Annotated in this window: 20 protein-coding genes and 3 pseudogenes; 18 read left to right on the top strand and 5 right to left on the bottom strand. The window is 63.6% G+C overall.

Annotation, left to right across the window (positions count from 1 at the left end):
- Positions 1-4: 4 nt before the first annotated feature.
- The 6 genes from arsB (at position 5) to ACFPOB_RS28815 (ending at position 5,116) form a co-directional block, all read left to right on the top strand.
- A complete protein-coding gene (arsB, locus tag ACFPOB_RS28790) occupies positions 5-1,057 on the top strand; it encodes an ACR3 family arsenite efflux transporter (protein WP_089172902.1) in 1,053 nt (350 codons plus the stop codon).
- Between the two features lie 58 nt (positions 1,058-1,115).
- Positions 1,116-1,433, top strand: a complete 318-nt coding sequence (locus tag ACFPOB_RS28795; protein ID WP_089172788.1) for an ArsR/SmtB family transcription factor — start codon at positions 1,116-1,118, stop codon at positions 1,431-1,433.
- Between the two features lie 56 nt (positions 1,434-1,489).
- A complete protein-coding gene (locus tag ACFPOB_RS28800) occupies positions 1,490-2,896 on the top strand; it encodes an NAD(P)-binding domain-containing protein (protein WP_191124866.1) in 1,407 nt (468 codons plus the stop codon).
- Positions 2,893-4,068, top strand: coding sequence for an MFS transporter (locus ACFPOB_RS28805; protein ID WP_318652272.1), 1,176 nt, complete (start codon positions 2,893-2,895; stop codon positions 4,066-4,068). Before ACFPOB_RS28800 ends, ACFPOB_RS28805 begins: the two co-directional genes overlap by 4 nt.
- 134 nt (positions 4,069-4,202) lie before the next feature.
- A complete protein-coding gene (locus tag ACFPOB_RS28810) occupies positions 4,203-4,589 on the top strand; it encodes an antitoxin Xre/MbcA/ParS toxin-binding domain-containing protein (RefSeq protein WP_089172790.1) in 387 nt (128 codons plus the stop codon).
- Positions 4,586-5,116 (top strand): RES family NAD+ phosphorylase, encoded by a 531-nt coding sequence (locus tag ACFPOB_RS28815; RefSeq protein WP_089172791.1) that lies wholly within the window; start codon positions 4,586-4,588, stop codon positions 5,114-5,116. Before ACFPOB_RS28810 ends, ACFPOB_RS28815 begins: the two co-directional genes overlap by 4 nt.
- Positions 5,117-5,310: 194 nt before the next feature.
- Here the strand turns inward: ACFPOB_RS28815 and ACFPOB_RS28820 are convergent, their stop codons facing one another.
- The 4 genes and pseudogenes from ACFPOB_RS28820 to ACFPOB_RS28835 form a co-directional block, all read right to left on the bottom strand.
- The gene (locus ACFPOB_RS28820) at positions 5,311-6,114 is read right to left on the bottom strand and encodes an undecaprenyl-diphosphate phosphatase (protein WP_089172792.1); all 804 of its coding nucleotides are present in this window, start codon (positions 6,112-6,114) and stop codon (positions 5,311-5,313) included.
- The gene (locus tag ACFPOB_RS28825) at positions 6,114-6,536 is read right to left on the bottom strand and encodes an ArsR/SmtB family transcription factor (RefSeq protein WP_198302109.1); all 423 of its coding nucleotides are present in this window, start codon (positions 6,534-6,536) and stop codon (positions 6,114-6,116) included. The genes ACFPOB_RS28820 and ACFPOB_RS28825 overlap by 1 nt, the downstream gene beginning before the upstream one ends.
- 156 nt (positions 6,537-6,692) lie before the next feature.
- Positions 6,693-7,919 carry a L,D-transpeptidase family protein gene (locus tag ACFPOB_RS28830; protein ID WP_377801665.1) on the bottom strand — a complete coding sequence of 409 codons (1,227 nt, stop codon included), beginning with the start codon at positions 7,917-7,919 and terminating at the stop codon, positions 6,693-6,695.
- 93 nt (positions 7,920-8,012) lie between these two features.
- A pseudogene (locus ACFPOB_RS28835) lies at positions 8,013-8,108 on the bottom strand (DinB/UmuC family translesion DNA polymerase); the annotation flags it as partial.
- A 321-nt stretch (positions 8,109-8,429) separates the two neighbouring features.
- Between ACFPOB_RS28835 and ACFPOB_RS28840 the strand changes: the two are divergent.
- From ACFPOB_RS28840 to ACFPOB_RS28870, 7 genes and pseudogenes are all read left to right on the top strand, one after another.
- A pseudogene (locus ACFPOB_RS28840) lies at positions 8,430-8,633 on the top strand (arsenical-resistance protein); the annotation flags it as partial.
- Positions 8,634-8,699: 66 nt separating this feature from the next.
- Positions 8,700-8,918, top strand: a pseudogene (locus ACFPOB_RS31180) (MerR family transcriptional regulator); the annotation flags it as partial.
- Positions 8,919-9,186: 268 nt separating this feature from the next.
- Positions 9,187-9,972 carry a winged helix-turn-helix domain-containing protein gene (locus ACFPOB_RS28850; RefSeq protein WP_089172794.1) on the top strand — a complete coding sequence of 262 codons (786 nt, stop codon included), beginning with the start codon at positions 9,187-9,189 and terminating at the stop codon, positions 9,970-9,972.
- Positions 9,973-10,099: 127 nt separating this feature from the next.
- A complete protein-coding gene (locus tag ACFPOB_RS28855) occupies positions 10,100-10,498 on the top strand; it encodes a FixH family protein (RefSeq protein ID WP_089172795.1) in 399 nt (132 codons plus the stop codon).
- Positions 10,495-11,913, top strand: coding sequence for an efflux RND transporter periplasmic adaptor subunit (locus tag ACFPOB_RS28860; protein ID WP_089172796.1), 1,419 nt, complete (start codon positions 10,495-10,497; stop codon positions 11,911-11,913). The genes ACFPOB_RS28855 and ACFPOB_RS28860 overlap by 4 nt, the downstream gene beginning before the upstream one ends.
- Positions 11,910-15,086: an efflux RND transporter permease subunit gene (locus ACFPOB_RS28865; RefSeq protein WP_191124816.1), complete on the top strand. Its 3,177-nt coding sequence runs from the start codon at positions 11,910-11,912 to the stop codon at positions 15,084-15,086. Before ACFPOB_RS28860 ends, ACFPOB_RS28865 begins: the two co-directional genes overlap by 4 nt.
- 185 nt (positions 15,087-15,271) lie before the next feature.
- Positions 15,272-15,763, top strand: a complete 492-nt coding sequence (locus tag ACFPOB_RS28870; protein ID WP_089172797.1) for a DUF411 domain-containing protein — start codon at positions 15,272-15,274, stop codon at positions 15,761-15,763.
- Positions 15,764-15,897: 134 nt separating this feature from the next.
- Here ACFPOB_RS28870 and ACFPOB_RS28875 read toward each other — a convergent pair whose 3' ends face one another.
- Positions 15,898-16,311 (bottom strand): MerR family transcriptional regulator, encoded by a 414-nt coding sequence (locus ACFPOB_RS28875; protein WP_191124817.1) that lies wholly within the window; start codon positions 16,309-16,311, stop codon positions 15,898-15,900.
- 381 nt (positions 16,312-16,692) lie between these two features.
- Between ACFPOB_RS28875 and ACFPOB_RS28880 the strand changes: the two genes are divergently transcribed.
- The 5 genes from ACFPOB_RS28880 to blh all read left to right on the top strand — a co-directional run bounded on the left by ACFPOB_RS28880 (position 16,693) and on the right by blh (position 23,216).
- Positions 16,693-17,241, top strand: a complete 549-nt coding sequence (locus tag ACFPOB_RS28880) for an MAPEG family protein (protein WP_089172798.1) — start codon at positions 16,693-16,695, stop codon at positions 17,239-17,241.
- Between the two features lie 128 nt (positions 17,242-17,369).
- Positions 17,370-20,423, top strand: coding sequence for a heavy metal translocating P-type ATPase (locus tag ACFPOB_RS28885; RefSeq protein WP_191124818.1), 3,054 nt, complete (start codon positions 17,370-17,372; stop codon positions 20,421-20,423).
- A gap of 58 nt (positions 20,424-20,481) precedes the next feature.
- Positions 20,482-21,030: a signal peptidase II gene (gene lspA / locus ACFPOB_RS28890; protein WP_318652273.1), complete on the top strand. Its 549-nt coding sequence runs from the start codon at positions 20,482-20,484 to the stop codon at positions 21,028-21,030.
- A gap of 1 nt (position 21,031) precedes the next feature.
- Positions 21,032-21,670 carry a cation efflux transmembrane domain-containing protein gene (locus ACFPOB_RS28895; protein ID WP_089172799.1) on the top strand — a complete coding sequence of 213 codons (639 nt, stop codon included), beginning with the start codon at positions 21,032-21,034 and terminating at the stop codon, positions 21,668-21,670.
- Between the two features lie 253 nt (positions 21,671-21,923).
- The gene (blh, locus tag ACFPOB_RS28900) at positions 21,924-23,216 is read left to right on the top strand and encodes a bifunctional sulfur transferase/dioxygenase Blh (RefSeq protein ID WP_089172906.1); all 1,293 of its coding nucleotides are present in this window, start codon (positions 21,924-21,926) and stop codon (positions 23,214-23,216) included.
- The last annotated feature ends 19 nt before the right edge of the window (positions 23,217-23,235 follow it).

The following is a 23,235-nucleotide window of genomic DNA, read 5'->3' on the forward strand; positions in this document are numbered from 1 at the left end:
CACTATGTCCACCTTCGAACGCTACCTGACCATCTGGGTCGCGCTGTGCATTGTCGTCGGCATCGCGCTCGGCCACGTCATGCCGGGCGTGTTCCAGGCCATCGGCGCGGCCGAGGTCGCCAAGGTCAACCTTCCCGTTGCGGTCCTGATCTGGATGATGGTCATCCCGATGCTGCTGAAGATCGACTTCGCGGCGCTCGGGCAGGTTGGCCGGCATTGGCGCGGGATCGGCGTCACCCTCTTCATCAATTGGGCCGTGAAGCCGTTCTCGATGGCGGCGCTCGGCTGGTTCTTCATCGCCTGGCTGTTCCGGCCATGGCTCCCGGCCGACCAGGTCAACAGCTACATCGCCGGGCTCATCATCCTGGCCGCGGCGCCCTGCACGGCGATGGTCTTCGTCTGGTCCAACCTGACGAAGGGCGAGCCGCATTTCACGCTCAGCCAGGTCGCGCTCAACGACGCGATCATGGTCGTCGCCTTCGCGCCGATCGTCGGCCTGCTACTGGGATTGTCGGCGATCATGGTGCCATGGGGAACGCTCGTCCTCTCGGTCGTCCTCTACATCGTCATTCCGGTGATCGTCGCGCAACTCGTTCGTAGCCGCCTTCTGGCGAAGGGCGGACAGGCTGCGCTCGACAGGCTGCTCGGTCGCCTCGGGCCGGTTTCGCTCGTTGCCCTGCTTGCCACCCTCGTCCTGCTCTTCGGCTTCCAGGGCGAGCAGATCCTCGCCCAACCGATGGTGATCGCGCTGCTGGCGGTGCCGATCCTGATCCAGGTCTACCTGAACGCCGGGCTGGCCTACCTGCTGAACCGGATCGCCGGCGAGCAGCATTGCGTCGCGGGGCCGTCCGCGCTGATCGGCGCCTCGAACTTCTTCGAGCTCGCTGTCGCCGCGGCGATCAGCCTGTTCGGTTTCAACTCCGGAGCCGCGCTCGCCACGGTCGTCGGCGTCCTGATCGAGGTGCCGGTCATGCTCACCGTCGTCTGGATCGTGAACCGGTCGAAGGGTTGGTACGAGCGCGGCGGCAAGGCGGCCGCAATTCCGGTCGGAGAATAATTCGATGTTCATGGAAATATAGCTTGACGCTGCCTTTGGCTGACCGCATTGTATTTCCATGAACGTCGAAGAAGCAGCGAAGCAGCTTGAGGCTCTCGGGAATCCAACCCGGTTGGAGCTCTACCGGACGCTCGTCCGGGCGGGTCACGGTGGCCTGCCCGTCAATCAGGTGCAGGAGCGTCTTGGGATCCCGGCCTCGACCTTGTCACACCACCTTCAGCGGCTGATCCGTAACGGCCTCGTCTCGCAGGAGCGTCAAGCCACCACGCTGATCTGCCGTGCTGTCTACCCTGCCATGGATGCCCTTCTCGGCTTCCTCGGCGACGAATGCTGCATCGAAGAGGGTTACTCTCGAGCGCCGGAAAAGGCCGCCTGACAAGCCCTTTTTATTTGCCGAATAATTCTATCATTCTAGAAACAGTGGAAAACAGAATGACCGAGCTTCCCGTCGCCGTCATCGGAGCTGGGCCAGTCGGGCTCGCTGCGGCGGCAAACCTCATCGAACGCGGCATCACGGTGAAGGTCTATGAGGCAGGCCGCGAGGCGGGGGCGAATATTCGCGCCTGGGGTCATGTCAGCCTGTTCTCTCCGTGGGAGTTCAACATCTCGCCCGCGGCCCGCGACCTGCTCGCCAATGCCGGGTGGAAGGAACCGGACGGGCAGGCCTACCCGACCGGGGCCGAGCTGGTGGATAGCTATCTCGCCCCGCTGGCCGCCACGCCGTCGCTCGCCTCCGTGATCGAATACGGCGCCCGTATCGCCGCGATCGGACGCCACGGCATCGACAAGGTGGTCAGCCGCGATCGAGAGCAGCGTTCTTTCGTGCTCACTGTCGTCGGGGATGATGGGGCAACGCGGCGCGACCAGGCACGAGCGATCATCGATGCATCGGGAACCTGGACATCGCCCAACCCGATCGGCGCCGGTGGACTCGCGGTGGATGGCGAGGAGGCGCACCAGGATCGCATCGCCTACGGGATACCTGATGTATCGAGCCGCGATCGATCGACCTATGCCGGGCGGGCGACGCTCGTCATCGGTGCGGGCCACTCGGCGGCGAACGTCCTACTTGATCTCGAAGAGCTTGCGGTCGCCGAGCCCGGCACCAAGGCAATCTGGGCTACGCGCGGACGTGATCTGTCCCGGGTGTTTGGCGGCGGAGCGAATGATCAGCTTGCCGCGCGTGGCGAGCTCGGGCAGCGCCTGCACCGCCTCGTCGCGGAAGGCCGCATCGAACTGATCTCGGGCTTCGGGGCCACCGGAGTTCGTGAGGACGGCACCCACCTGTTCGTAGACGGGGAGGTCGACGGTGTTGGCCGGACGATTGGACCGGTCGATCGCATAGTAGGCTGCACGGGTCAGCGGCCGGATTTCTCGCTGACCCGGGAGCTACGGGTCGAGTTCGATCCCTGGCTGGAAAGCGCCAAGGCGCTCGGCCCGCTGATCGATCCGAACCTGCATTCCTGCGGCTCGGTGCCGCCACATGGTCACCGCGAGCTGTCGCACCCGGAGTCGGGGTTCTACACCGTCGGAATCAAGAGCTATGGGCGGGCGCCGACTTTCCTGATGCTGACCGGCTATGAGCAAGTTCGGTCGATCGCAGCCGCGATCGCTGGCGATCTGGCTGCAGCCGATGACGTGAAACTCGTTCTGCCGGAGACCGGCGTGTGCAAGGCGGCGCCTTCGGGCGATTGCTGTGGCGGGCCGGCTCCCGCCCAGGCCAATGCCTGCTGTGTGGCGGATGCCGAGGCGAAGGCTGAAGGGCAGCCCGGCTGCGGCTGCGGACCGGCGAAGCAGCCCGAACCGGCGACGTCCTCCTGCTGCGGCAAGGCAGCGTGACCGAGCGGAACCGGCTGACGGTCATCTCGGCCCTGGGCGTGGTGCAGATCCTCGCCTGGGGTTCCTCCTATTATCTCCCTGCCGTCCTTGCCGCACCGATCGCGAACGACACGGGCTGGCCGTTGTCCTGGGTCGTCGGCGCGCTGTCGATCGGGTTGCTCACCGCCGGGGTCGTCGCGCCCTACATCGGTCGCGCCATCGGCGAGACGGGCGGACGACCGGTTCTGGCGACGGCGGCCATCCTCCTCGCCGCGGGGCAATTCATCCTGGGCATGGCCCCGAACTTGCCGGTCTTCGTATTTGGATGGATCGTGCTCGGAGCTGGGATGGCCGCGGGTCTCTACGATGCGGCGTTCTCGACGCTCGGGCGTCTTTATGGCGGTACCGCTCGGTCAGCGATCACGATGCTGACGCTGTGGGGTGGTTTCGCCAGCACCGTGTGCTGGCCATTGTCGGCCTACCTCGTCGCTCATTTTGGATGGCGAGGCACCTGCTTCGCGTACGCAGCCATCCAGCTCTTGATCTCCCTCCCGGTCGTCCTTATGGCCCTTCCGAAGGCTCCACCGGAGCTTCTTAGGGCGAAGGTTGGAGGCGGTGGTCCAACAACTGAGCTGCTTCCGTCGGAGAGCCGTGCGTTCCGGCTTCTCTCCGGGATCATGATCATCGGAGGCGCCATCGGCGCGATCGTCGGCGTCCACTTGCTGACGCTGCTCCAGGCACAGGGGATCGGCCTGGCAGCGGCCGTGGCCCTCGGAGCTCTTGTTGGGCCGGCCCAGGTCGGTGGCCGCATCGTCGAAATGGCAGGCGGAGGCCGCCACCATCCGATCTGGACGATGAGCGCGGCCCTCGGCTTGATTGCTCTGGGACTTGCGATGCTGGCGCTCGGGGTTGGCCCGATCGCCCTGGCTCTGATCCTCTACGGTGCGGGGAATGGCGTCTTCTCGATCGCGAAGGGCACATTGCCGCTCGCTCAATTCGGATCCCAACGTTATGCGCCTCTCGTCGGAAAGCTCGCGCGGCCGAGCCTCATCGCGCAGGCGCTGGCGCCGACGTTGGGCGCCCTGCTGCTTGAAAAGGTTGGGTCGAGCGCGACCTACGCTGCCCTCATCCTACTGGTGACGATCAATGTCGTGCTCGGCGGATGTTTGTGGAATGCCAGCAACCGGAGATGATAAACGTCGCACTCATTCTAGGATTGCGAGCTTGGATGCTCCCGTCCTGTTGGAGTCCAGCGTGCTCGCAACACGGCACTTGATGTGCGCATGAGTGTGCATATATTGTGCGGGAATGGTAGCGGAGTTTAACCATGGCACATGCTGAGAGACTTGGTCCGGCGATTGTGTCGGGCTTTATGCAGAAGCTGCAGGAACCGAAGACCCCCTATATTTCTCCAGGGCGCTTCTCGAAGGTGCTGGGCATCCAGGTTTCCAGCCTGGCAAAAATGACAGGCGTTCATCGGAACACGCTTCGCAAGCCAAGCTCGGAGAGGCTTCAAGGTCGGTTTCGCGAGATGGCAAAGGTCATAACGGCCGCAGCTGAACTCGCAGGCGATCTCGACAAGGCGATTTATTGGTTCATGAATGAACCGATTTCCGACTACGATCATAAAACGGCTGCGGAACTGGTCGCCGAAGGTCATAGCGAAGCTGTATTGAGGTATCTGCAAGCCCTCGAAATCGGAGCGAGCGGATGAAGCTTGTCCGGCTTGGACCGGACGAGGTCTTCCATCGCTATCTGACGCCAAAGTGGGCATTCGTGCCGACCAGCGGAGCTGGCGCAGCTATGGTCGGCGGCCGCTTCAATCGAATTGGTGTCGAGGCGCTTTATCTTTCGCGCGCGCCGCAGACTGCTCTGGAGGAATATCGCCAGGGTTCGTCATTGACCCGACCCGCGACGCTTGCTGCATACATGATCGACCTTCAACAAGTCGTCGATTTCTCCGCCGGCTATGATCCGAATGTCTGGGCAGCGGCCTGGGCGTCATGGGACTGTGACTGGCGGAAAATCTACAACATCCTAGGCAAGATCCCGCCATCCTGGCCGCTTGCAGATGCTGCGATTTCCGCGGGCTATGGGGGGATCTTGTTCCCGTCACTCCGGCATCCGGGTGGAACCAATCTGGTCGTTTTCGGCGCAAACCTGAGCGCTTCTGATTCCGTCGCAGTCCACGATCCAGACGAGAGCCTTCCCAAAGATCAATCCTCCTGGTCCAAGGCCTGACGTTCAAGCGATGATGCGAGCACGCCGGTGAAAAGCCAAACGGCACAGGATCGTCCCTTGCTCAGGCCAGGGCGGTAACGAGGCAGCCAGCGACGGCTCTCGTTGGCGTCTCGTGCGACGAACGGGAGTGGGACGAGACCGCGCCCGCTGCCGCGATGCCAATCCACAAGACGTCAAGCGTCATCACGGCTCCTTCAGCGCGCGACGAGCAGGATGAGCATCGCGGTGCCGAGCGCGATGCGATACCAAGCAAACGGCGCGAAGCCGTGGCGCGAGACGAAGATGACGAGCGTCCGAACAACCAGCAGGCCCGCGATGAACGCAGCTGCGAATCCGATCGTGATGACCAAAATTCCGCTCCCCTCAAGGCTCATGCGGTTCTTGTAAAGGTCGAAGATCGTTGCCCCGAACATGGTCGGGATCGCGAGAAAGAATGAGAACTCCGCCGCCGTCGGGCGATCCACCCCGAGAAGACGTGCGCCCATGATTGTGGCGCCCGAGCGCGACACGCCCGGGATCATGGCGAGGGTCTGAAACAGGCCGATCTTGAACGCGGTGCCGTAGCTGATCCTCTCAAGCGCAGGGCTGACCGCCTCATCTGCCACGATGATCCGCTCAATCGCGAGGATGGCGAATCCTCCAAGAAGAAGGCTGACAGCCACGACCCATGGGGAGAACAGTACCGTCTTGATAAAGCCGTGTGTGAGAGCGCCGACCGCGGCAGCTGGAAGGAAACCGATCAGGACGATGAGCGCAAAATGCCGTGCCCGCCGCTCGGAAGGCAGCCCACTGATCATCTCAAGCAGCCGCCTCCTATAGATCCAGCAGACCGCCAAGATCGCTCCGAGTTGGATGGCAATCTCGAAGACCCGACCGGGCGGACCATGAAACTCGAGCAGATCGACGAGGAGGATCAGGTGACCGGTAGAGGACACCGGGATGAACTCGGTCAAGCCTTCTACAAGGCCTAAAAGGGCGGCAAGCACAAAGGTGGACATCACAGAAGGCCCTCGATACCGAACGGCGCCGCGCTGAAGCGCTGGAGAAGGTCACGCATCATCGCGACTTGCCCGTTGCACCGCATTAGGCTCGTCATCACCGTCCTTCGAAACTTGACCGTGCTCACCGGCATGGGGGCCATGTCGCGGATGATGCAGGGTACGTGCTCATCCGTCGCTGCGTAAAAGACCTGTTTGTCCAGCTTTTGGCAGCGCGCGGCGCGCAGGAGCCGCAAGTGGTGGCTGACAAGCGTAGGCGAGATGCCGACACGCCGAGCGATGTCTCCCACGCATTGCGGGTCATCCAGACATGCGACCATGATGTGAAGTCGGTTCCCGTTGCCGAGCACGCGAAAGATCTCGGCGAGATCAGCGGTCTGTTCTCTCACTAGAGCTGGCATAACGTCCCAGACGTTGAGCATCCCTTCATCAAGGTTTCATGCTTTCGTCAAAGACCGACGATGACGTAGCTGCCATCATGACGCTCCATTCAAGCTTCATGATGGTGCAAAGCCGGGGTCGATTGGAAGATGTAGGCGATTTGATCTGGTTAGCCCGGACTGGCGCCAGCGTGTGCCTTACAGGCCGAGAAGGCCGCCGAGCAGGCGCTTATAGATCGGCTTAGCCGCTGGTTCTGCTACCTGCAGCGGCGGACCAGCCGGCAGCGACGCGGCCTCCAAACTTGCAATGTGGGTTTTGACAGGCTTGGCCACTGCGGCCGGAGTAGAAATGACGACTGGCATTGACGAGGATTGCTCCATAGTCGTCCCGGGTCGAGCGGGAGCTGCCACCGCAACGGCGGTTGACCGGGTCGTCGGATTGGGTTTACCGGGCGCCATTTCTCCGATCGAGATCACCTCCGGGTCCCGCGCTAGCGCATCGGGTCGACTGACGTCTCCGATCGACCGTCGGGTGCGATCGTCGAGGGCTGTGTAGGTGCTTGCGCTGGCCGCAGCCATGGCGACCTCGCGGAACGATTGATGCCCCCCGCCATCCTCGTAGACGAGACGGATCGACGGCGTACCCTTGCTTACGAGCTCTGCAACCTCACGCTCATCGCGGGCTTGCTTAATTGCGACTGCAGCAATTGTCGCCCGGTCGGCCTCGTTAAAGGCGTAGCGCCCGCCGACGACAGTCCAGACGGGCTCCCGCTTCGCCACCTCAAATCGGTCCGAGCCCTCTTTCAGGTTCTTCCAAAAGGCGATGTGAGGGTCGGAGCGGTGCTTCGCCAAGTTCTCCGCCGTCATACGAAAGGGATAGGACTGGAATTGGAACGTACGCTGTCCGCCGGCGAACGCCTCGCGTGCAACGGCATAGACTTCCGCAATCGCCTCGTCGGTCATGGCAAAGCAGCCCCGGGACGAGCAGGTGCCATGGACCATCAGATGCGAACCGGTTCGACCGTGCGAGCGGTCGTAAGCATTCGGGTAGCCTAAGTTGAATGACAGGAACAAGCTGGAATTCGGGTTCATCGCCCCAGGCGTCACGTCATAGAAGCCCTCGGGCGCCTGTCGGTCACCCTCGCGGATCTTCGGTCCAAGCTGGCCTGACCAGCGACACATGGGGTAGGTCTTGAGCAAGGTGTATTGCCCATCAGGCTTCCTCTTCCAGATCTCGACCTCCGACTCCTTTTTGTAGGAGCGCATTAGGATCGGGTCAGACGCGGACACACCCTTCTCGGCCATCAGTGACAACGTGGTCGGCGGAATCGGGGTGCGGTCGCGCGTCGATCTGTACCTCTCGTCAACACCCTGGCAAGCCACAAGCGAGAGCGCGAGGCCCACGGCGACGACAAACCGGCTCATGAACACTCCGTAAACTATGTGCCACGCCCCGCTGGCAGTTTGGCGCCGTGATGTTGTTTACTGCAGTCGAGGTTGACCGACAATGAACGATCGTTAGTGGCACTCTGATGGCTCGGCTGTCCGGCTCCGTGTCACCCCTTGGAAATCGGCATGCTTCACCTTCAGCGTCACCGTGTGGGCACTGACTTGCTTGGCCTCGCAATGTCGTCAGACTTACGCGACGAGAGGAGCGATCTCGGGGCGAGCCGCCTCGCGCTCGGAGATATCGATCGCGAACGTGTCCTGGGGACCGAGCGATTTTCAGACTCGGTCCGGTTCCACTGGTGGCTCGTCGATCCCGCGCGCGATCCGATAGTACCAGCCACCCCACTTCCCGAAATGCTCCTGTAGGAATCCCAGCAGGCCTTCAGGTCGGCGCCCGTCGGGCACGAGCCTTTCAGTCTCGGCGTGAGTCGCCGGCCCGGCATCGAGGAGTTTCTTCACGGCGAGGGCTTCGACGAAGGCCGCTTTGCCTATTTCCTGAACTCAATCGCCGGGAAACAGCACTGCGTCGCCGGTCCGTCCGCGCTTCTCAGCGCTTCGAACCTCACCGAGCTCGCCGTCGCCACTGCAATCAGCCTGTTCGGGTTCAATTCCGGGGCGGCGCTCGCGACCGTCGTCGGCGTGTGGATCGAGGTGCCGGTCACGCTGAACGTCGTCTGGATCGTGGACCGGCCAAACATTGGGCGTATCGTGCACTCCGTAGCTCCTACAGGCTCAAGTGGAAAAAGCGCCCCGATGATGCAAAGCCTGACGATTGGCAAACTGGCGGAGCTCGCGGGCGTCAATTTGGAGACGATCCGCTACTACCAGCGCATCGGCCTTATGCCGGAGCCTGGGCGAACGCCGAACGGCTATCGCATCTACGGGGGAGGGCACCTACGGCGATTGTCCTTCATTCGGCGCTCGCGCGAACTCGGTTTCAGCATCGAAGAGATCAAGGCGCTCCTTGCATTGGCGGAGCCTGGGCAGGCCTCGTGCATCGAGGTTCGCTCGCTGACGCTGGCCCATCTGGATGAAGCGGGCCAAGATTGCCGATCTCCGGCGGCTCGAAAGCATTCTCGCCCAGACTGTCGATCAATGTTCCGGAACGAGGGCGCCAGCCTGTCCCGTCCTCGAAATGCTGCAGGATTCCTAGCCCGCGAGGTAAACGGGTCGACATTGATGTCCCGCCTCCGAGCCGATCGCACTGCAACAGCGGGACGGAGCTGCCTGTATCGTCGCCCGCATGGCAAAGCTAAAAACCACGATCGTTTTCGGTTCCGGTGCCCGGATCGGTCCAGGCACGATCGCGCTGCTCAAAGGCATCCGCGATACCAGGTCGATCTCAGCCGCCGCCCGCAGCAGGGCATGGATTACAAGCGCCTGGACGCCGCTCGAGAGCGTCAATCAGGCGTTCAACGAGAGCGTCGTCGTCGCTTCGCCCGGCGGAACGCGGGGCGATGGAGCCCCGCTCCCACCCTTCGGCCTGGAATTGTTGGAGCGGTACCGGCGCATCGAACAGCGCGCGACCGCTGCAGCGGCGGAAGATAGCCAAGGCGCGAATGCGCATATTGGCCAGATCGCGTTAGATGGACTCTTGAGAACTATTCGCCGCGATGACGATGTCTTGAAATCGCCAGCCTTTCGCAATCGGCACGATTGTGACATTTCTGATGTCATGAAGCTCCGGCTCCTCGCGCACTCTCTAGTTCTGGCCCTGTTCGTCACGGCCACCGTACTGGCTGCCTTCGTCAGCCCGGCGGGGGCTCGCCATGGCCGGATGGATGCTGCGGAAACAGCGATGCCGATGGATGCCGACATGTCGTGCTGCCCACCGGATCAGGGAAAGAAGAAGGACTGCACCACGAGCTGCCCGGCGTTGAGCTTCTGCCTGGCCAAGTGCTTCGCGAGCGAGCCCACGGCCTTCGTCACGCTCGTTCAGCCGGTCGTCACCGTTCTCGGACTGGCCGGCGACGATGCCGCCCACGCCTCGCGGCCGTTCGAGCCGCCGGCGCGACCTCCGCGAACCTGAGGCATCGCCAGCGCGACAGCGCTGGTTTCGTCCGCACGGCAGTTCCGGGCGGACGGTGAGCCGTGGCCATCGCCACGTTCAAGGCTGTGCGCACGCGCGGCAGCCTGATGCATTCAGGATTTTGATCATGACCCCTATCAACATGTTGCGCGCGTTCGCCGCAGCGCTTCCGCTCGCCGCCATCTCGCTCCCAGCGTTGGCGGACATCAAGGATTATGAATTCCGGCTCGTGCAGAGCGAGCTCAAGCAGGGCAACGGCGTTACTGTCGCCGTCCAGCTTATCGATAAGCGCTCGGGCAAGCCGGTCCCCGACGCCGTGATCTTTGCTCGGCGCATCGACATGGCGCCCGATGGCATGGAGATGATGGCGTCGACGATCGAGGGGATGCCCGCGACCGAGCCCGGAACCTACCGCTTCAAGACCAACCTGACGATGGCCGGAGGCTGGCGCCTGTCGCTCAGCGCCAAGATCCAAGGCGAGACCGGCACGCTCGAAAACAAGCTGATCCTCAAGGTCGTGCCATGAAACCCGTCGCCCTCACGGGCCTCGCTCTCGCCGCCATTCTGGCGGCGGGAAGTGCAGGCTATTGGGCCGGGCATCGTGGTATTGCGTCGGCGGGCCTGCGCTCCTGGTTCGGCATCGAAGGCTCGCTCGCGGCGAACGAGCCCGTCGGAACCGGTCCGGTCGTCTACTATCAGGACCCGGACCGGAGGCCCGTCTATTCGGCGCAGCCGCGCCAGACCGAGGACGGCAGGCCCTTCACGGCCGTCCGCGCCAGCCAGGACATCAGCTTCGAGGAGAAGCCCGCGACCGGGGAACGGACGGTGCAGGCCGACCCGAAGCGTGTCCTCTACTACCGCAATCCCATGGGGCTCCCGGATACCTCGCCGGTTCCGAAGAAGGACTCCATGGGCATGGATTACCTCCCGGTCTACGAAGGCGAGGGAAACGAAGACGGCGTCATCAAGCTCTCGCCCGGGCGCATCCAGCGCAGCGGCGTGCGTTCCGAACCAGTCCGGCGGCAGAGCATCGTCCAGACCATTCATGTGCCCGGCGTGGTCCAGCTCGATGAGCGGCGGGTTTCGGTGGTGACGATCCGGGCGGATGCCTTCGTCCAGGAGGTCGCCCCGATCACGACGGGCGACCGCGTCACGAAAGGCACGCGACTGGCGCGCATCTACTCGCCGGAGATCAGCACGGCGGGCGCGCAGTTCATCACCGAGCTCAATGCCGTGGCGCGCGGCGTACCCGAAGGCGGCGCACGACAGCGGCTCGAAAACCTCGGCGTCCCTTCGGAAGTCATCGCCGAGATCGAGCGAAACCGGAAAGTGCCGCTCACGATCAACTGGTCGGCACCGCGTGACGGCATCGTGCTGGAACGTTCGGTCAGCGACGGCATGAAGATGACGGCCGGCGGCAGTCTGTTCCGGCTCGCCGACATCTCGACGATCTGGGTTCTGGCCGATGTTCCGGAACGCCAACTGGCTGCCGTCGGCATCGGGGCACCAGCCACGGTGCGGTTGCGCGGCCGTCCCGGGAGCTCCTTCGAGGGACGCGTCAGCGTGATTTACCCGGAGATTGCCGAGGCAACGCGGACGGCCAAGGTCCGCATCGAGATCGGCAATCGCGACGGCATGCTGCTGCCGAACATGTATGCCGACGTCGAGATCGGCTCCGGTGACGCAGGTCCGCTGCTCGCCGTTCCCGACAGCGCCGTGATCGATAGCGGTACGCGCCGCGTCGTCATTCTCGACCTGGGCGAGGGTCGGTTCGAGCCGCGCGAGGTCAAGCTCGGCCGCCGCGGCGATGGCAGGGTCGCGATCACCGAGGGTGTCGCCGAGGGCGATCGCGTCGTCGTCTCGGCCAACTTCCTGATCGATGCCGAGAGCAACCTTAAGGCCGCCCTGAGCGGCTTCGCCCAGCCGGAGGCCAAGCCATGATCGCCCGCCTGATCGCCTGGTCGGCGCGCAACCTGATCCTCGTCTTCGTTGCCGCTGCCTTCGCCGTGGCGGCGGGTGTCTATGCGCTGAAGACCTTGCCGCTCGACGCTATCCCCGACCTCTCCGACGTCCAGGTCATCGTCTACACCGAGTATCCCGGCCAGGCGCCGCAGGTGATCGAGGACCAGGTCACCTATCCGCTGACGACCTCGATGCTGACGGTGCCGAAGGCGCGCGTCGTCCGTGGCTTCTCCTTCTTCGGGGTCTCCTTCGTCTATGTCATCTTCGAGGACGGCACCGATCCCTATTGGGCGCGTTCGCGGGTGCTCGAATATCTCAATGCCGCCGCGCGGCGTTTGCCGACGGGTGTCTCGCCGACGCTCGGACCGGACGCGACCGGGGTGGGCTGGGTCTACCAGTACGCGGTCATCGCCAAGAACATGACCCTGGCCGAACTGCGCTCGCTACAGGACTGGGTCGTGCGCTTCGCGGCTTCTCGTGCCGAGGGGGTGGCCGAGGTCGCCAGCGTCGGCGGCTTCGTCAAGCAATACGCGATCGTCGTCGATCCCGTGCGGCTGCGCGCCCAGGGCGTCTCGCTCGCGACGCTTCGGGAGGCGGTCCGCAGCAGCAACATGGACGTCGGCGGACGCACGGTCGAGCTCAGCGAGTTCGAGTTCATGGTTCGCGGCCGCGGCTACCTGAAGTCGATCGCCGATATCGAGAACATCGTCCTGAAAAGCGATCGGGGCGTGCCGCTTCGCCTCTCCGATGTCGCCCGCGTCGAACTCGGTCCCGATGAGCGGCGCGGCATCACCGAACTCAACGGCGATGGCGAGGTCGCCAGCGGCATCATCCTGCAACGCTTCGGCGCCAACGCGCTGGCAGTGATCGAACACGCCAAGGCGCGCCTTGCCGAGGTCGCGGCGAGCCTGCCGGGCGGGGCCGAGATCGTGCCGGTCTACGACCGCTCCGGGTTGATCGAGCGGGCGATCGAGACGCTGAAGGGCACGCTGATCGAGGAGAGCATCATCGTCGCCCTGGTCTGCATCGTGTTCCTTCTGCATCTGCGCAGCGCCCTGGTGGCGATCATCATGCTGCCCGTCGGCATCCTGATGGCCTTCGCGGCGATGAAGGCGCTGGGGCTTGGCTCCAACATCATGAGCCTCGGCGGCATCGCCATCGCCGTCGGCGCCATGATCGACGCCGCCATCGTCATGATCGAGAACGCCCACAAGCACCTGGAACGGGCTCAGCCGGACAAGCCTCGTATCGACATCCTGATCGAGGCGGCCAGCGAGGTCGGCCCGGCGTTGTTCTTCAGCCTGCTCGTCATCACCGTCTCCTTCCTGCCGATCTTCACGCTGGAGGCGGAGGAAGGACGCCTGTTCGGGCCGCTCGCCTTCACCAAGACGTTCGCCATGGCGGCGGCCGCGCTCCTGTCGGTGACGCTCGTCCCGGCGCTGATGGTCATCTTCGTCAAGGGCAGGATCATTCCGGAGAGCCGCAACCCGATCAATCGCGGCCTGATCGCGCTCTACCGTCCGATGATTCGCGGCGTTCTCGGGGCCAAGACCCTGACGATCCTGGCTGCGGTAGCCGTCCTCGGGCTCAGCCTCTGGCCAGCGCGGCAGCTCGGCTCGGAGTTCATGCCGTCCCTTGATGAGGGCACGCTGATGTACATGCCGACCACCTTGCCCGGGATCTCCGTCACCAAGGCGGCCGAGCTGCTCCAGACCCAGAACCGGATCATCCGCTCGTTCCCGGAAGTTGCCTCGGTCTACGGCAAGGCCGGACGCGCCCAGACGGCAACCGACCCGGCGCCGACCGAGATGTTCGAGACCATCATCAACCTGAAGCCCAAGACGGACTGGCGCGAGGGTGTCACGCTCGACAGCCTCAAGGCGGAGATGGACAAGGCTCTCCAGTTCCCCGGCATCTCCAACGCCTGGACGCAGCCCATCCGCGCACGCATCGACATGCTGGCGACCGGCATCCGCACGCCGATCGGGGTTAAGGTCTTCGGCACCGATCTAGCGCAGATGGAGTCGATCTCGCGCCAGGTCGAGACCGTGCTCAAGGCCGTCCCGGGAACGAGCAGTGCCTATGCCGAGCGTGTCATCGGGGGCTACTTCCTCGACATTGTGCCGGATCGGATTGCGCTGGGGCGCTACGGGCTCTCCGTCGGCGACGTCCAGAATGCCGTGGTGATGGCGATGGGCGGCGAGACCGTGACGACGACGGTCGAAGGCCGCGAGCGCTATGGGGTCGCCATCCGCTACCCTCGCGACCTGCGTTCGGATCCGCAGGCTATCGCCCGCGAGGTCCAGATCTCGACGCCGTCCGGCGCCAGCGTCCCGCTCGGCGAGGTTGCGAGCATCGAGCGCAAGCGTGGCGCCACCTCGATCCGCACCGAGAATGGTGAGCTCGCGGTCTATATCTTCGTGGACACTGTCGGGCGTGACCTCGGCGGCTATGTCCGCGATGCCCAGGACGCGATCGCGCAGAGCATCAAGCTGCCCGCGGGCTACCGCATCGCCTGGAGCGGTCAGTTCGAGTATCTCGAACGGGCCGAGGCGCGTCTCAAGCTGGTCGTGCCGGTGACGCTCGCGATCATCTTCCTGCTGCTCTACCTGAACTTCCGCAGGCTGACCGAGACCTTCATTGTCATGCTCTCGCTGCCCTTCGCGCTGGTCGGCGGAGTCTGGCTGCTCTGGTGGCTCGGCTTCAACATGTCGGTCGCCGTTGCGGTCGGGTTTATCGCGCTCGCCGGTGTTGCGGCCGAGACCGGCGTGATCATGCTGATCTATCTCGACCACGCGCTGAAGGAGGTGCAGGCGCGCTGCGCGGCGGAGGGGCGAGCATTCACGCGAGCCGATCTGCAGGAGGCGATCATGCTGGGCGCGGTCGAGCGCGTGCGGCCCAAGATCATGACGGTCATCGCGATCATGGCCGGCCTGCTGCCGATCCTGTGGAACACCGGCACGGGATCGGAGGTGATGCAGCGCATCGCCGTGCCGATGATCGGCGGCATGGTCTCCTCGACCGTGCTGACGCTGCTGGTGATCCCGGCGATCTACGGCCTGATCAAGGGCTGGCGGCTGCCGGCGGCCGCTGTGACCGATAAGGCAACATCGGGATCCGCGCCGGCAAGCTTCGCTGCGGCTGTCGAATGAGGGAGGAGCCAATGATGCACAACATGATGAGCGGTATGGGCTGGGGCATGGGCCTCGTCGGCCTACTCGGCATCGCAGTACTGGTGCTCACGATCGCAGCGCTCGTGAAATACGTCTTCTTCCGGTGACGGCGCTGGATGCGCGCACGACCGGAGGAAGACACAGCCAAGGCAAAGGAGACAATTATGCCAACCGAGCTCTATCCATCCCGCCGCGCGCTGATGATCGGCGCTGCGCAGGCAGCCGCGGCGCTCGCGCTGTCGCCTCCGTCACTGGCCGCCGAGGCGCTCCCGAAGATGACCGTGACTCGTGACCCGAACTGCGGCTGTTGCAGCAACTGGATTGCGCATGTGAAGGCCGCGGGCTTTCCGGTCGAAGTGGTCGAGGTTCCCGACGTCATGCCGCTCAAGACCAGGCTTGGCGTGCCCGATGCCCTGGCATCGTGCCATACCGCCGAGATCGACGGCTATGTCGTCGAAGGTCATGTTCCGGCCGAGGCGATCAAGCGATTGCTGGTCGAGCGGCTGCGGGTGAAGGGCATCGCTGTCGCGGGCATGCCGGTCGGCTCGCCCGGAATGGAGATCCCGGGCCAGGCGCCTCAGATTTACGAGGTCGTCCTCTTCGCCTCCGGAGAGCAGCGCCTGTTTGCCCGCTATCGCGGGCTGCAACAGATTTGATCTATACGCGTTAGCGATGACCCCGCGGCAAGAGAGAGAGAATGCCATGGTCGGTTGAGTCGGACGGGACGAATCCGCAGCCGGTACAAGAAGGGTATTCGCAACCTTTGCTGAGCTTTCATTCGGTGGGCGATTCACGATGCGTCTTGCGGGATAGTTGGATCAGCGAGGACTTCCACAATCCGACACGATGCGACGCTCCCGTTGTCGCACGATTTTATCATTCGAATGAGCTCGCCCTTAAGTCCCAGAAGCCGACCTATCCTGATCTCGACGGCTTCAAGCTGATCCGTGGCAATTCGGCTGACCTGGTCACAAGAGGCCTCCGGGCTTTCCTGCAGAGCAAGCATTCTCTTAATGGCCGGGATATCGAAGCCGAGGTCCCGGGAATGCCGGATGAATGTCAAACGTCGTACGTCCTCGGCTCCGTAAAGCCGGCGTCTGCTTTCCGTGCGGGGCGGCTTTGGGGTGAGGTTGATCCGCTCGTAGTAGCGGATTGTTTCAATATTGACGCCTGTCCGTTGTGACAAAGCTCCGATGGTGATCATGGCGGATTCATTCCGTAGGGGCGATTGACGCCATCAGCGCGACACCTGGCATGCGCCGTCGCGCGGTGGGCCGGAGCGTCTCAGCGACGTTGTCGCCGGGATGGCGGACGAACCCGTGCTGACAGATGGAATAGAAGCTCATCGACGGTCTTATCTCCATTCTTGCGCTGCGCGATTTCAACCAAGAGCGCGGCGGCCTTGATCGCCGCCGCGTCGGGATAGTCCAGCCATGGATATAATCGAGGGTTGATCCTGTAGCCACTACAGGATGTAGATATAGCAAATGGCTGGAGACGTGTGAACACAGGCGCGGCTATCGGCCGCTTCCCGGTACGTCACCTGATCGCGCCACTCAGCGGAGGGCATAAGAGGAGCAGGAGAATGGCCAGGGCCTTTAGTTCGGACCAGATGGGCATCATCCGTGGCTCCGCCGCCGCGCTCACTCTTGCGGCGATCGTCCTTACGGCCGGGTATGTTTGGCTGCCTCCTGGGTTGCTCCGCCTCAACCCGGAGATGGGCCTCGGTGAGCGGGTCGCGTTCACGCTGAAGGCTGATATTCTCATGTTCCTCTGGCTTGCTGGCTGCGTCGGCGCGGTGAGCAGAGGACGGTTCTATTCGCCAGCAGATATACGGGGCTCGGCATTTGGCCAACCCAGCCCAGCAATCGCCGTGCGAGCTGCGGTGCTGCAGAATTCATTGGAGCAGACGGTTCTGGCCTTTGGCGCCCACCTAACACTTGCAGCGCTGTTGCGAGGACCCGAGCTGGTACTCATCCCTCTGCTGGTCGCTCTGTTTTTGGCCGGTCGGGTGGCCTTTGCTTTCGGCTATGCCAAAGGAGCATCAGGTCGGGCTTTCGGCATGGCCCTTACCGCCGCGTCTATCATCGTGAGCTACGGAGTGGCGGTCGGCTTGGTGGCTGTCGGACGCTGACATCTGCCGCTCGTGAGACGGCCATAAATTCGGCTCATGACCTCTTGATCCTGTAGCGACTACAGAATGTATGGTGCGCTAACAGGCTTGAGCTAAGCCCAGATAATTTAGCAGTCGAGGAGACCGAAATGGCCACTGATGCCGGGACGAGAAGCACCTCAAGCACGTTGCGCTTCAAGGTCGAGGGCTTGGACTGTCAAAACGAGGTTCGCCTGCTTCGCGCTGCGGTCGGCCCGGTCGTGGGTGGTGAGGACAGGTTGTCGTTCGACACCAAAGGCGGTGTCATGGAAGCAACCGTCCCGAGCCTTCCAGCTTGCGATGCCATCGAGCAGGCGGTCGCCTCCACCGGGATGCGGGCGCAGCTGCTGGCTGAGCCGGACACGTCCTCGGCGTCCGCGTGGCTGTTCAAGGTCGATGGGCTCGATTGCAAGAACGAGGTCGCGATGCTCAAGCGCGAAATCGGCCCGCTCGTTGGTGGTGAAGACCGGCTCGCCTTCGATACGGCCAAGGGGTTGATGACGGTTGCGCCTCAGCAGCGTGCCTCGATCGACGAGCTCGTGAGCGGCATCTCAAAGACCGGAATGTCCGGCTCTCTCATCCGAAATGGTTTGGCCGAGGCCATGCTGCTGCGCGTGCGTGGCCTCGACTGCAAGAATGAGGTGGCCGCCCTGACGAGGGAGCTGGGGCCGCTCGTCGGTGAGGACAATCTTGCCTTCGACACTTCGCAGGGCGCGATGACCGTTGCGCCTCAGAGCGGGGCAACACTCCGTCAGATTGAGGAAGCAGTCGCGCGAACGGGCATGCGAGCTGAGCCGTGGTCGCCGCCGGCGGTTTCTGAGGCTGCCTGTTCCGAAACTGCCGGATCCGGATGCGGCTGTGCGGGCCAAGCTCAGGAGGCGCTTGCACCGCCACTTCCGACCAATCAGCCTGGCGGCGTTGTCTATCGAATCCACGGGATGGATTGCGCCGACGAAATCGCGGCCTTGAAGCGCGAGGTTGGTCCGCTCGTGGGCGAAGATAAACTCGCCTTCGACCTCCTCAACGGCCGCATGTCGATCGACATGGTGCCAGACGCTGCGCTGGAGGCCAGCATCGAGAAAGCCGTCGGGCGCGCCGGCTTGCGAGCCGAGCCCTGGATCGAAGGGGCGAGCAGCGAAGCGGCACAGGCAGAAGAGCGTCGCAGGCGCATACAGTCGTGGCTGACCGCCGCGAGCGGCGTCTTCGCCGCGCTCGGCTTTGCGGTTCACGCCTGGCTCGGCGGCGGCATCATCGCGGCGTTCGAGGCTGGCGAACATGCTGCGGGCTCGACGCCGCTGCCGAGCATTATCCTCTATACCCTCGCAGTGCTCTGTGCGGTGCGCTACGTCGCGCCTAAGGCCTGGCTCGCGGCGCGACGGTTCCGCCCGGATATGAACCTCCTGATGGTGGTTGCCGTCGTGGGCGCGATCGGGATCGGCGCGTGGTTCGAAGCCGCTACGGTTTCCTTCTTCTTCGCGCTTGCCCTGGCACTTGAGGCGTGGAGCCTCGGTCGCGCGCGGCGAGCGGTGGCTGCTTTGATGGAGCTGGCGCCGCCGACAGCACGGGTTAAGCTCGACGATGGATCTGAGCGTGACGTACCGGCCGCCGAGATTCGCGTCGGCTCGCACATCATTATTCGTCCCGGCGACAAGCTCCCCCTTGATGGTCGCGTCGCAGCTGGTGAGAGCGAGGTCAATCAGGCGCCCATCACCGGCGAGAGCGTTCCGGTGTTCAAAACCGTGGGCGATGAGGTGTTCGCCGGCACCATCAATGGCGAGGGCGCCCTCGACGTCGTGACCACCAAGGCGGCGAACGATACGACCCTTGCGCAGATCATCCGCATGGTCGGCTCCGCACAGAGCCGGCGCGCACCGAGCGAGCAGTGGGTCGAGAAGTTCGCGCGCGTCTACACGCCTGTCGTGATGGTTCTCGCCATCGCAGTTTTCCTCGTCCCGCCGCTGCTGCTCGGCGCTGGCTGGGAGGTCTGGTTCTATCGCGCGCTCGTGCTGCTCGTGATCGCCTGTCCCTGCGCCCTCGTGATCTCGACACCGGTGACCATCGTAGCCGCTCTCGCCGGATCCGCGAAGCAGGGTGTCCTGGTAAAGGGCGGAGTCCACCTCGAGACTCCGGCCAAGCTGAAGGCCATCGCTATGGACAAGACCGGAACCCTTACTGAGGGGCGTCCGCGAGTGGTTGACGTGGTGCCGCTCGTCGGCCGCAGCGAGGATGACGTTCTCCGGTTGGCCGCAGCCCTTGAGGCGCGCAGCGAGCATCCGATCGCGCGCGCCATTCTGGCTAAAGCCGCGGAACGCGGCCTTGCTGCCCAGCCAGCCGACGCGGTGCAGGCCATCACCGGCCGGGGTATGACCGGTCGGATTTCCGGTCGCGAGGTCTGGCTTGGGTCGCGCCGCTATCTCGATGAACGGAAGATCGGCTCGCCAGCCGTTCTGGATCAAGCCGACACCCTGTCTGGCGCCGGTCGTACTGTCGTGGCGGTCGGTGACGGCGAAGAGGTCTGGGGGCTGATCGCCGTTGCTGATGCCGTGCGCGCAGAAGCCAAGGATATCGTCACCGCGCTGCATCGGGCCGGCGTCGAAAAGGTGGTGATGCTCACGGGCGACAATCAGGCAACCGCCGATGCGATCGCCAAGCAGACCGGCATCGATGAGGTTCGGGCGGAACTGCTACCCGGCGACAAGGTCACAGCCGTCGAGGATCTCGTACGGCGTTATGGTTCTGTCGCCATGGTCGGCGATGGGGTCAACGACGCACCGGCGATGGGCCGTGCCAGTCTCGGGATTGCCATGGGCGCAATGGGCAGCGACGCGGCAATTGAGACGGCCGACGTTGCGCTCATGTCGGACGATCTCTCGAGGCTGCCCTGGCTGGTGCGCCATTCGCGCGCGACGCTCGCAGTCATTCGGCAGAATGTCGCATTCTCGATCGCGGTGAAGCTCCTCTTCACGGTCCTGACAGTGCTCGGCCTGGCATCGCTTTGGGGCGCCATCGCTGCGGATGTCGGCGCCTCCCTGCTGGTTGTTCTCAACGGGTTGCGCCTTCTCAATCGCGACCAAGGCGGACCAAAGGCCGGTCCATCAGTGGGGACCGGTTCTCCTGCCAGTGAGCGCCATCAGCCAGGGATGCGCCCGGCATCTGCCCACTGAAAACGCATCGACGGTCGTCAAGATTGGGCGACCGTCGTCACCAGGACGTCAATGAAAAATGACCTGCAAGGAAAGTAATACCGTGGCGGTAGCGTCCGTTGGACAGCGTGCGATGTGGTTGGGCTTCGCATTCGTCCCCGCTCTTCTCGTCGATGTCGTCACGAAGTGGCTGATCGTGACGGTGGTGATGGCGCCTCCGCGCGTCATAGAGATTACGTCATTTTTCAACCTGACGCTTGGCTTCAACCCCGGAGTCAGCTTCGGGATGTTCCAGGACGTCTTTCTTGAGCGTCCGTTGGTACTGGGTGCCATTAAAGTGGCGATCACAGCCGGGCTTCTCGTCTGGGCATTGCGCGTCGAGAACATGGTCGAGACGGTCGCCCTCGGCTTGATTGCCGGCGGAGCCGCCGGCAACGTCGTTGACCGCGTGCGACAAGGAGCCGTGACCGACTTCCTAGATTTTCATGTCGGCGATTGGCATTGGCCTACCTTCAATATGGCGGATGTGGCGATCAGCATCGGAGTTGCGCTGCTGCTGGCGGGGTCCCTGCGGCCGTTCCGATCGGTGTTCGGCGTCCAGAAACCATCGGGTGAGACGGAGCGCTGACATGGCCTCTGAGCGTCGCAACGAGGAAGCCGAGATCGAACTTGACCCAAGCGACGTGGCCGAACGTCGAACATTGATCTGGGTGCTGCTTATCAATTGCTTGCAGGTGGTCGTAGCGGGGACGGTGGGCGTTGTTGCGGACTCGACTGGTTTGCTGGGCGCGGCGCTCGACAATCTGGCGGATGCCGGCGTCTACGCGGTGAGCCTTTACGCCGTCGGACGGAGCGTCGCGGCTAAGTCGCGTGTTGCCGCTTTGTCCGGCGCGCTTTTGATCATTTTAGGCGTCGGGTTGCTGGCCGAGGTCCTGCGCAGGTTTTTCGTTGGCGCCGAGCCGATCGGTCTTGCCATGATAGTCGCGGCCGTCGCGAATGCGGCGACAAATCTGATTTGCCTTCGGCTGCTGCGCTCGCATCGAGACCAGGGCGTCCATATGCAGGCGTCCTGGATCTTTACGACCAACGACATGCTGGCCAATGCGGGCATAGCGGTCTCCGGCGCTGCGGTGATGTTCTTCGCATCTCCGCTGCCGGACCTGATCATCGGCCTGGTCGTCGGCGGGCTCGTGCTCAAGGGTGGCTGGGAGATCTTGCAGGAAGCGCGCGACGCGCGGCGCGCGAGTGTGTTGACTCAAAAGGACTAGAAGACCACCAACCCTCACCCCAGTCAGGATTGGGCTCGGAGTCTCCGGGACACCCAGAGGCGGCGTACGCCAAGATGATCCTGACCCGTGCCATTTGCCGGGGCTGGCGCATATGGGTCAGAGCTGCTGCCACGCGACCATCAGAAGGTTGCTCATCAGAGTGTCGGTGGCAGCGCAGGCGGTGCCACCTTGATTTCCATCATTATACATTATATGTAATCGTATAATGTTTGATGATCAGGAGCCTGCGCTGATGAACACCGTGACCATTGATGATCGTCTGACGGTATCGGCCCAACCAGATCCCGCTGCCTTCAGTGACCTCGCAAGACAAGGCTTTGCCGCCGTCATTAACGCCAGACCGGATGGTGAAGAGGCAGGGCAACCGGGCAACGCCGCCGAAGCCGCCGCCGCGCGTTCGGCCGGCCTCGGCTATGCCTTCGTACCAGTCACCGGCCCGACCATCACCGAGGCCGACGTCCGTGCATTTCAGGAAGCGATGAAGAAGGCGAAAGGGCCGACCCTTGCCCATTGCAAGAGCGGGATGCGGGCGCTCACCCTCTACGCGATCGGTGAGGTGCTCGACGGGCGAATGCAGCGCGGGGAGGTCGAGATCTTCGGAAAGGGCCACGGCTTCGACCTGTCCGGCGCCGCAGTTTGGCTTGATCGGCAGGACGCCAAGGTTCCGCGCGTCGTGGGTTTCCACGACGCGCGTACGGGCAGCATTCAGTATGTCGTCTCCGATTCGGCGACAGGCGCCTGCGCCGTGATCGATCCTGTACTCGATTTCGACGAGAAGTCCGGCGCGACCGCGACTGTTCATGCCGATGCGATCCTGGACTATGTGCGGGCCGAAGGACTGACGGTCGAATGGATTCTCGACACCCACCCGCATGCCGACCACTTCTCGGCCGCCGCTTATCTGAAGGAGAAAACCGGTGCGCCGACGGCGATCGGCGCGCGCGTTGTCGAGGTACAGAAGCTCTGGAAGGACATCTATAACTGGCCGGAACTGGCGACAGACGGATCGCAATGGGACCAACTGTTTTCGGACGGCGACACATTCAGGGTCGGCAGTCTTGAAGGCCGCGTGATGTTTTCGCCCGGCCACACGCTCGCCTCCGTCAGCTACGTCATCGGCGACGCCGCCTTCGTCCATGACACGATTTTCATGCCGGACTCGGGCACGGCCCGCGCCGATTTTCCAGGCGGTAGCGCCAAGGTTCTGTGGCATTCGATCCAGCGGATTCTCGCGCTTCCCGATGAGACCCGCATCTTCACGGGCCACGACTACCAGCCGGGCGGGCGACATGCGAAATGGGAGAGCACGGTGAGCGAGCAAAAGCGCTCCAACCCGCATCTCGTCGATATGACCGAGGACAGCTTCGTGGCGCTGCGCGAAGCGCGGGACCGGACATTGCCGATGCCGAGGCTGATCCTCCATGCACTTCAGGTGAACGTGCGCGCCGGCCAGCTCCCCGAACCGGAGGACAACGGCCGGCGCTACCTGAAAATTCCGCTCGACGCGCTAGGGGCGACACGGTGACTGCAATCGAAAAATCGGT

It is taken from the genome of Allobosea eneae (genome assembly GCF_042657265.1).
Taxonomy (GTDB): Bacteria; Pseudomonadota; Alphaproteobacteria; order Rhizobiales; family Beijerinckiaceae; genus Allobosea; species Allobosea eneae.

What these genes read in the sequence shown, in the direction of transcription:
- arsB (WP_089172902.1), top strand. Translation starts at nt 5, where the DNA reads ATGTCCACCTTCGAACGCTACCTGACCATCTGGGTCGCGCTGTGCATT.
- ACFPOB_RS28795 (WP_089172788.1), top strand. Translation starts at nt 1,116, where the DNA reads ATGAACGTCGAAGAAGCAGCGAAGCAGCTTGAGGCTCTCGGGAATCCA.
- ACFPOB_RS28800 (WP_191124866.1), top strand. Translation starts at nt 1,490, where the DNA reads ATGACCGAGCTTCCCGTCGCCGTCATCGGAGCTGGGCCAGTCGGGCTC.
- ACFPOB_RS28810 (WP_089172790.1), top strand. Translation starts at nt 4,203, where the DNA reads ATGGCACATGCTGAGAGACTTGGTCCGGCGATTGTGTCGGGCTTTATG.
- ACFPOB_RS28815 (WP_089172791.1), top strand. Translation starts at nt 4,586, where the DNA reads ATGAAGCTTGTCCGGCTTGGACCGGACGAGGTCTTCCATCGCTATCTG.
- ACFPOB_RS28820 (WP_089172792.1), bottom strand. Translation starts at nt 6,114, where the DNA reads ATGTCCACCTTTGTGCTTGCCGCCCTTTTAGGCCTTGTAGAAGGCTTG.
- ACFPOB_RS28825 (WP_198302109.1), bottom strand. Translation starts at nt 6,536, where the DNA reads ATGCTCAACGTCTGGGACGTTATGCCAGCTCTAGTGAGAGAACAGACC.
- ACFPOB_RS28830 (WP_377801665.1), bottom strand. Translation starts at nt 7,919, where the DNA reads ATGAGCCGGTTTGTCGTCGCCGTGGGCCTCGCGCTCTCGCTTGTGGCT.
- ACFPOB_RS28850 (WP_089172794.1), top strand. Translation starts at nt 9,187, where the DNA reads ATGGCAAAGCTAAAAACCACGATCGTTTTCGGTTCCGGTGCCCGGATC.
- ACFPOB_RS28855 (WP_089172795.1), top strand. Translation starts at nt 10,100, where the DNA reads ATGACCCCTATCAACATGTTGCGCGCGTTCGCCGCAGCGCTTCCGCTC.
- ACFPOB_RS28860 (WP_089172796.1), top strand. Translation starts at nt 10,495, where the DNA reads ATGAAACCCGTCGCCCTCACGGGCCTCGCTCTCGCCGCCATTCTGGCG.
- ACFPOB_RS28865 (WP_191124816.1), top strand. Translation starts at nt 11,910, where the DNA reads ATGATCGCCCGCCTGATCGCCTGGTCGGCGCGCAACCTGATCCTCGTC.
- ACFPOB_RS28870 (WP_089172797.1), top strand. Translation starts at nt 15,272, where the DNA reads ATGCCAACCGAGCTCTATCCATCCCGCCGCGCGCTGATGATCGGCGCT.
- ACFPOB_RS28875 (WP_191124817.1), bottom strand. Translation starts at nt 16,311, where the DNA reads ATGATCACCATCGGAGCTTTGTCACAACGGACAGGCGTCAATATTGAA.
- ACFPOB_RS28880 (WP_089172798.1), top strand. Translation starts at nt 16,693, where the DNA reads ATGGCCAGGGCCTTTAGTTCGGACCAGATGGGCATCATCCGTGGCTCC.
- ACFPOB_RS28885 (WP_191124818.1), top strand. Translation starts at nt 17,370, where the DNA reads ATGGCCACTGATGCCGGGACGAGAAGCACCTCAAGCACGTTGCGCTTC.
- lspA (WP_318652273.1), top strand. Translation starts at nt 20,482, where the DNA reads ATGACCTGCAAGGAAAGTAATACCGTGGCGGTAGCGTCCGTTGGACAG.
- ACFPOB_RS28895 (WP_089172799.1), top strand. Translation starts at nt 21,032, where the DNA reads ATGGCCTCTGAGCGTCGCAACGAGGAAGCCGAGATCGAACTTGACCCA.
- blh (WP_089172906.1), top strand. Translation starts at nt 21,924, where the DNA reads ATGAACACCGTGACCATTGATGATCGTCTGACGGTATCGGCCCAACCA.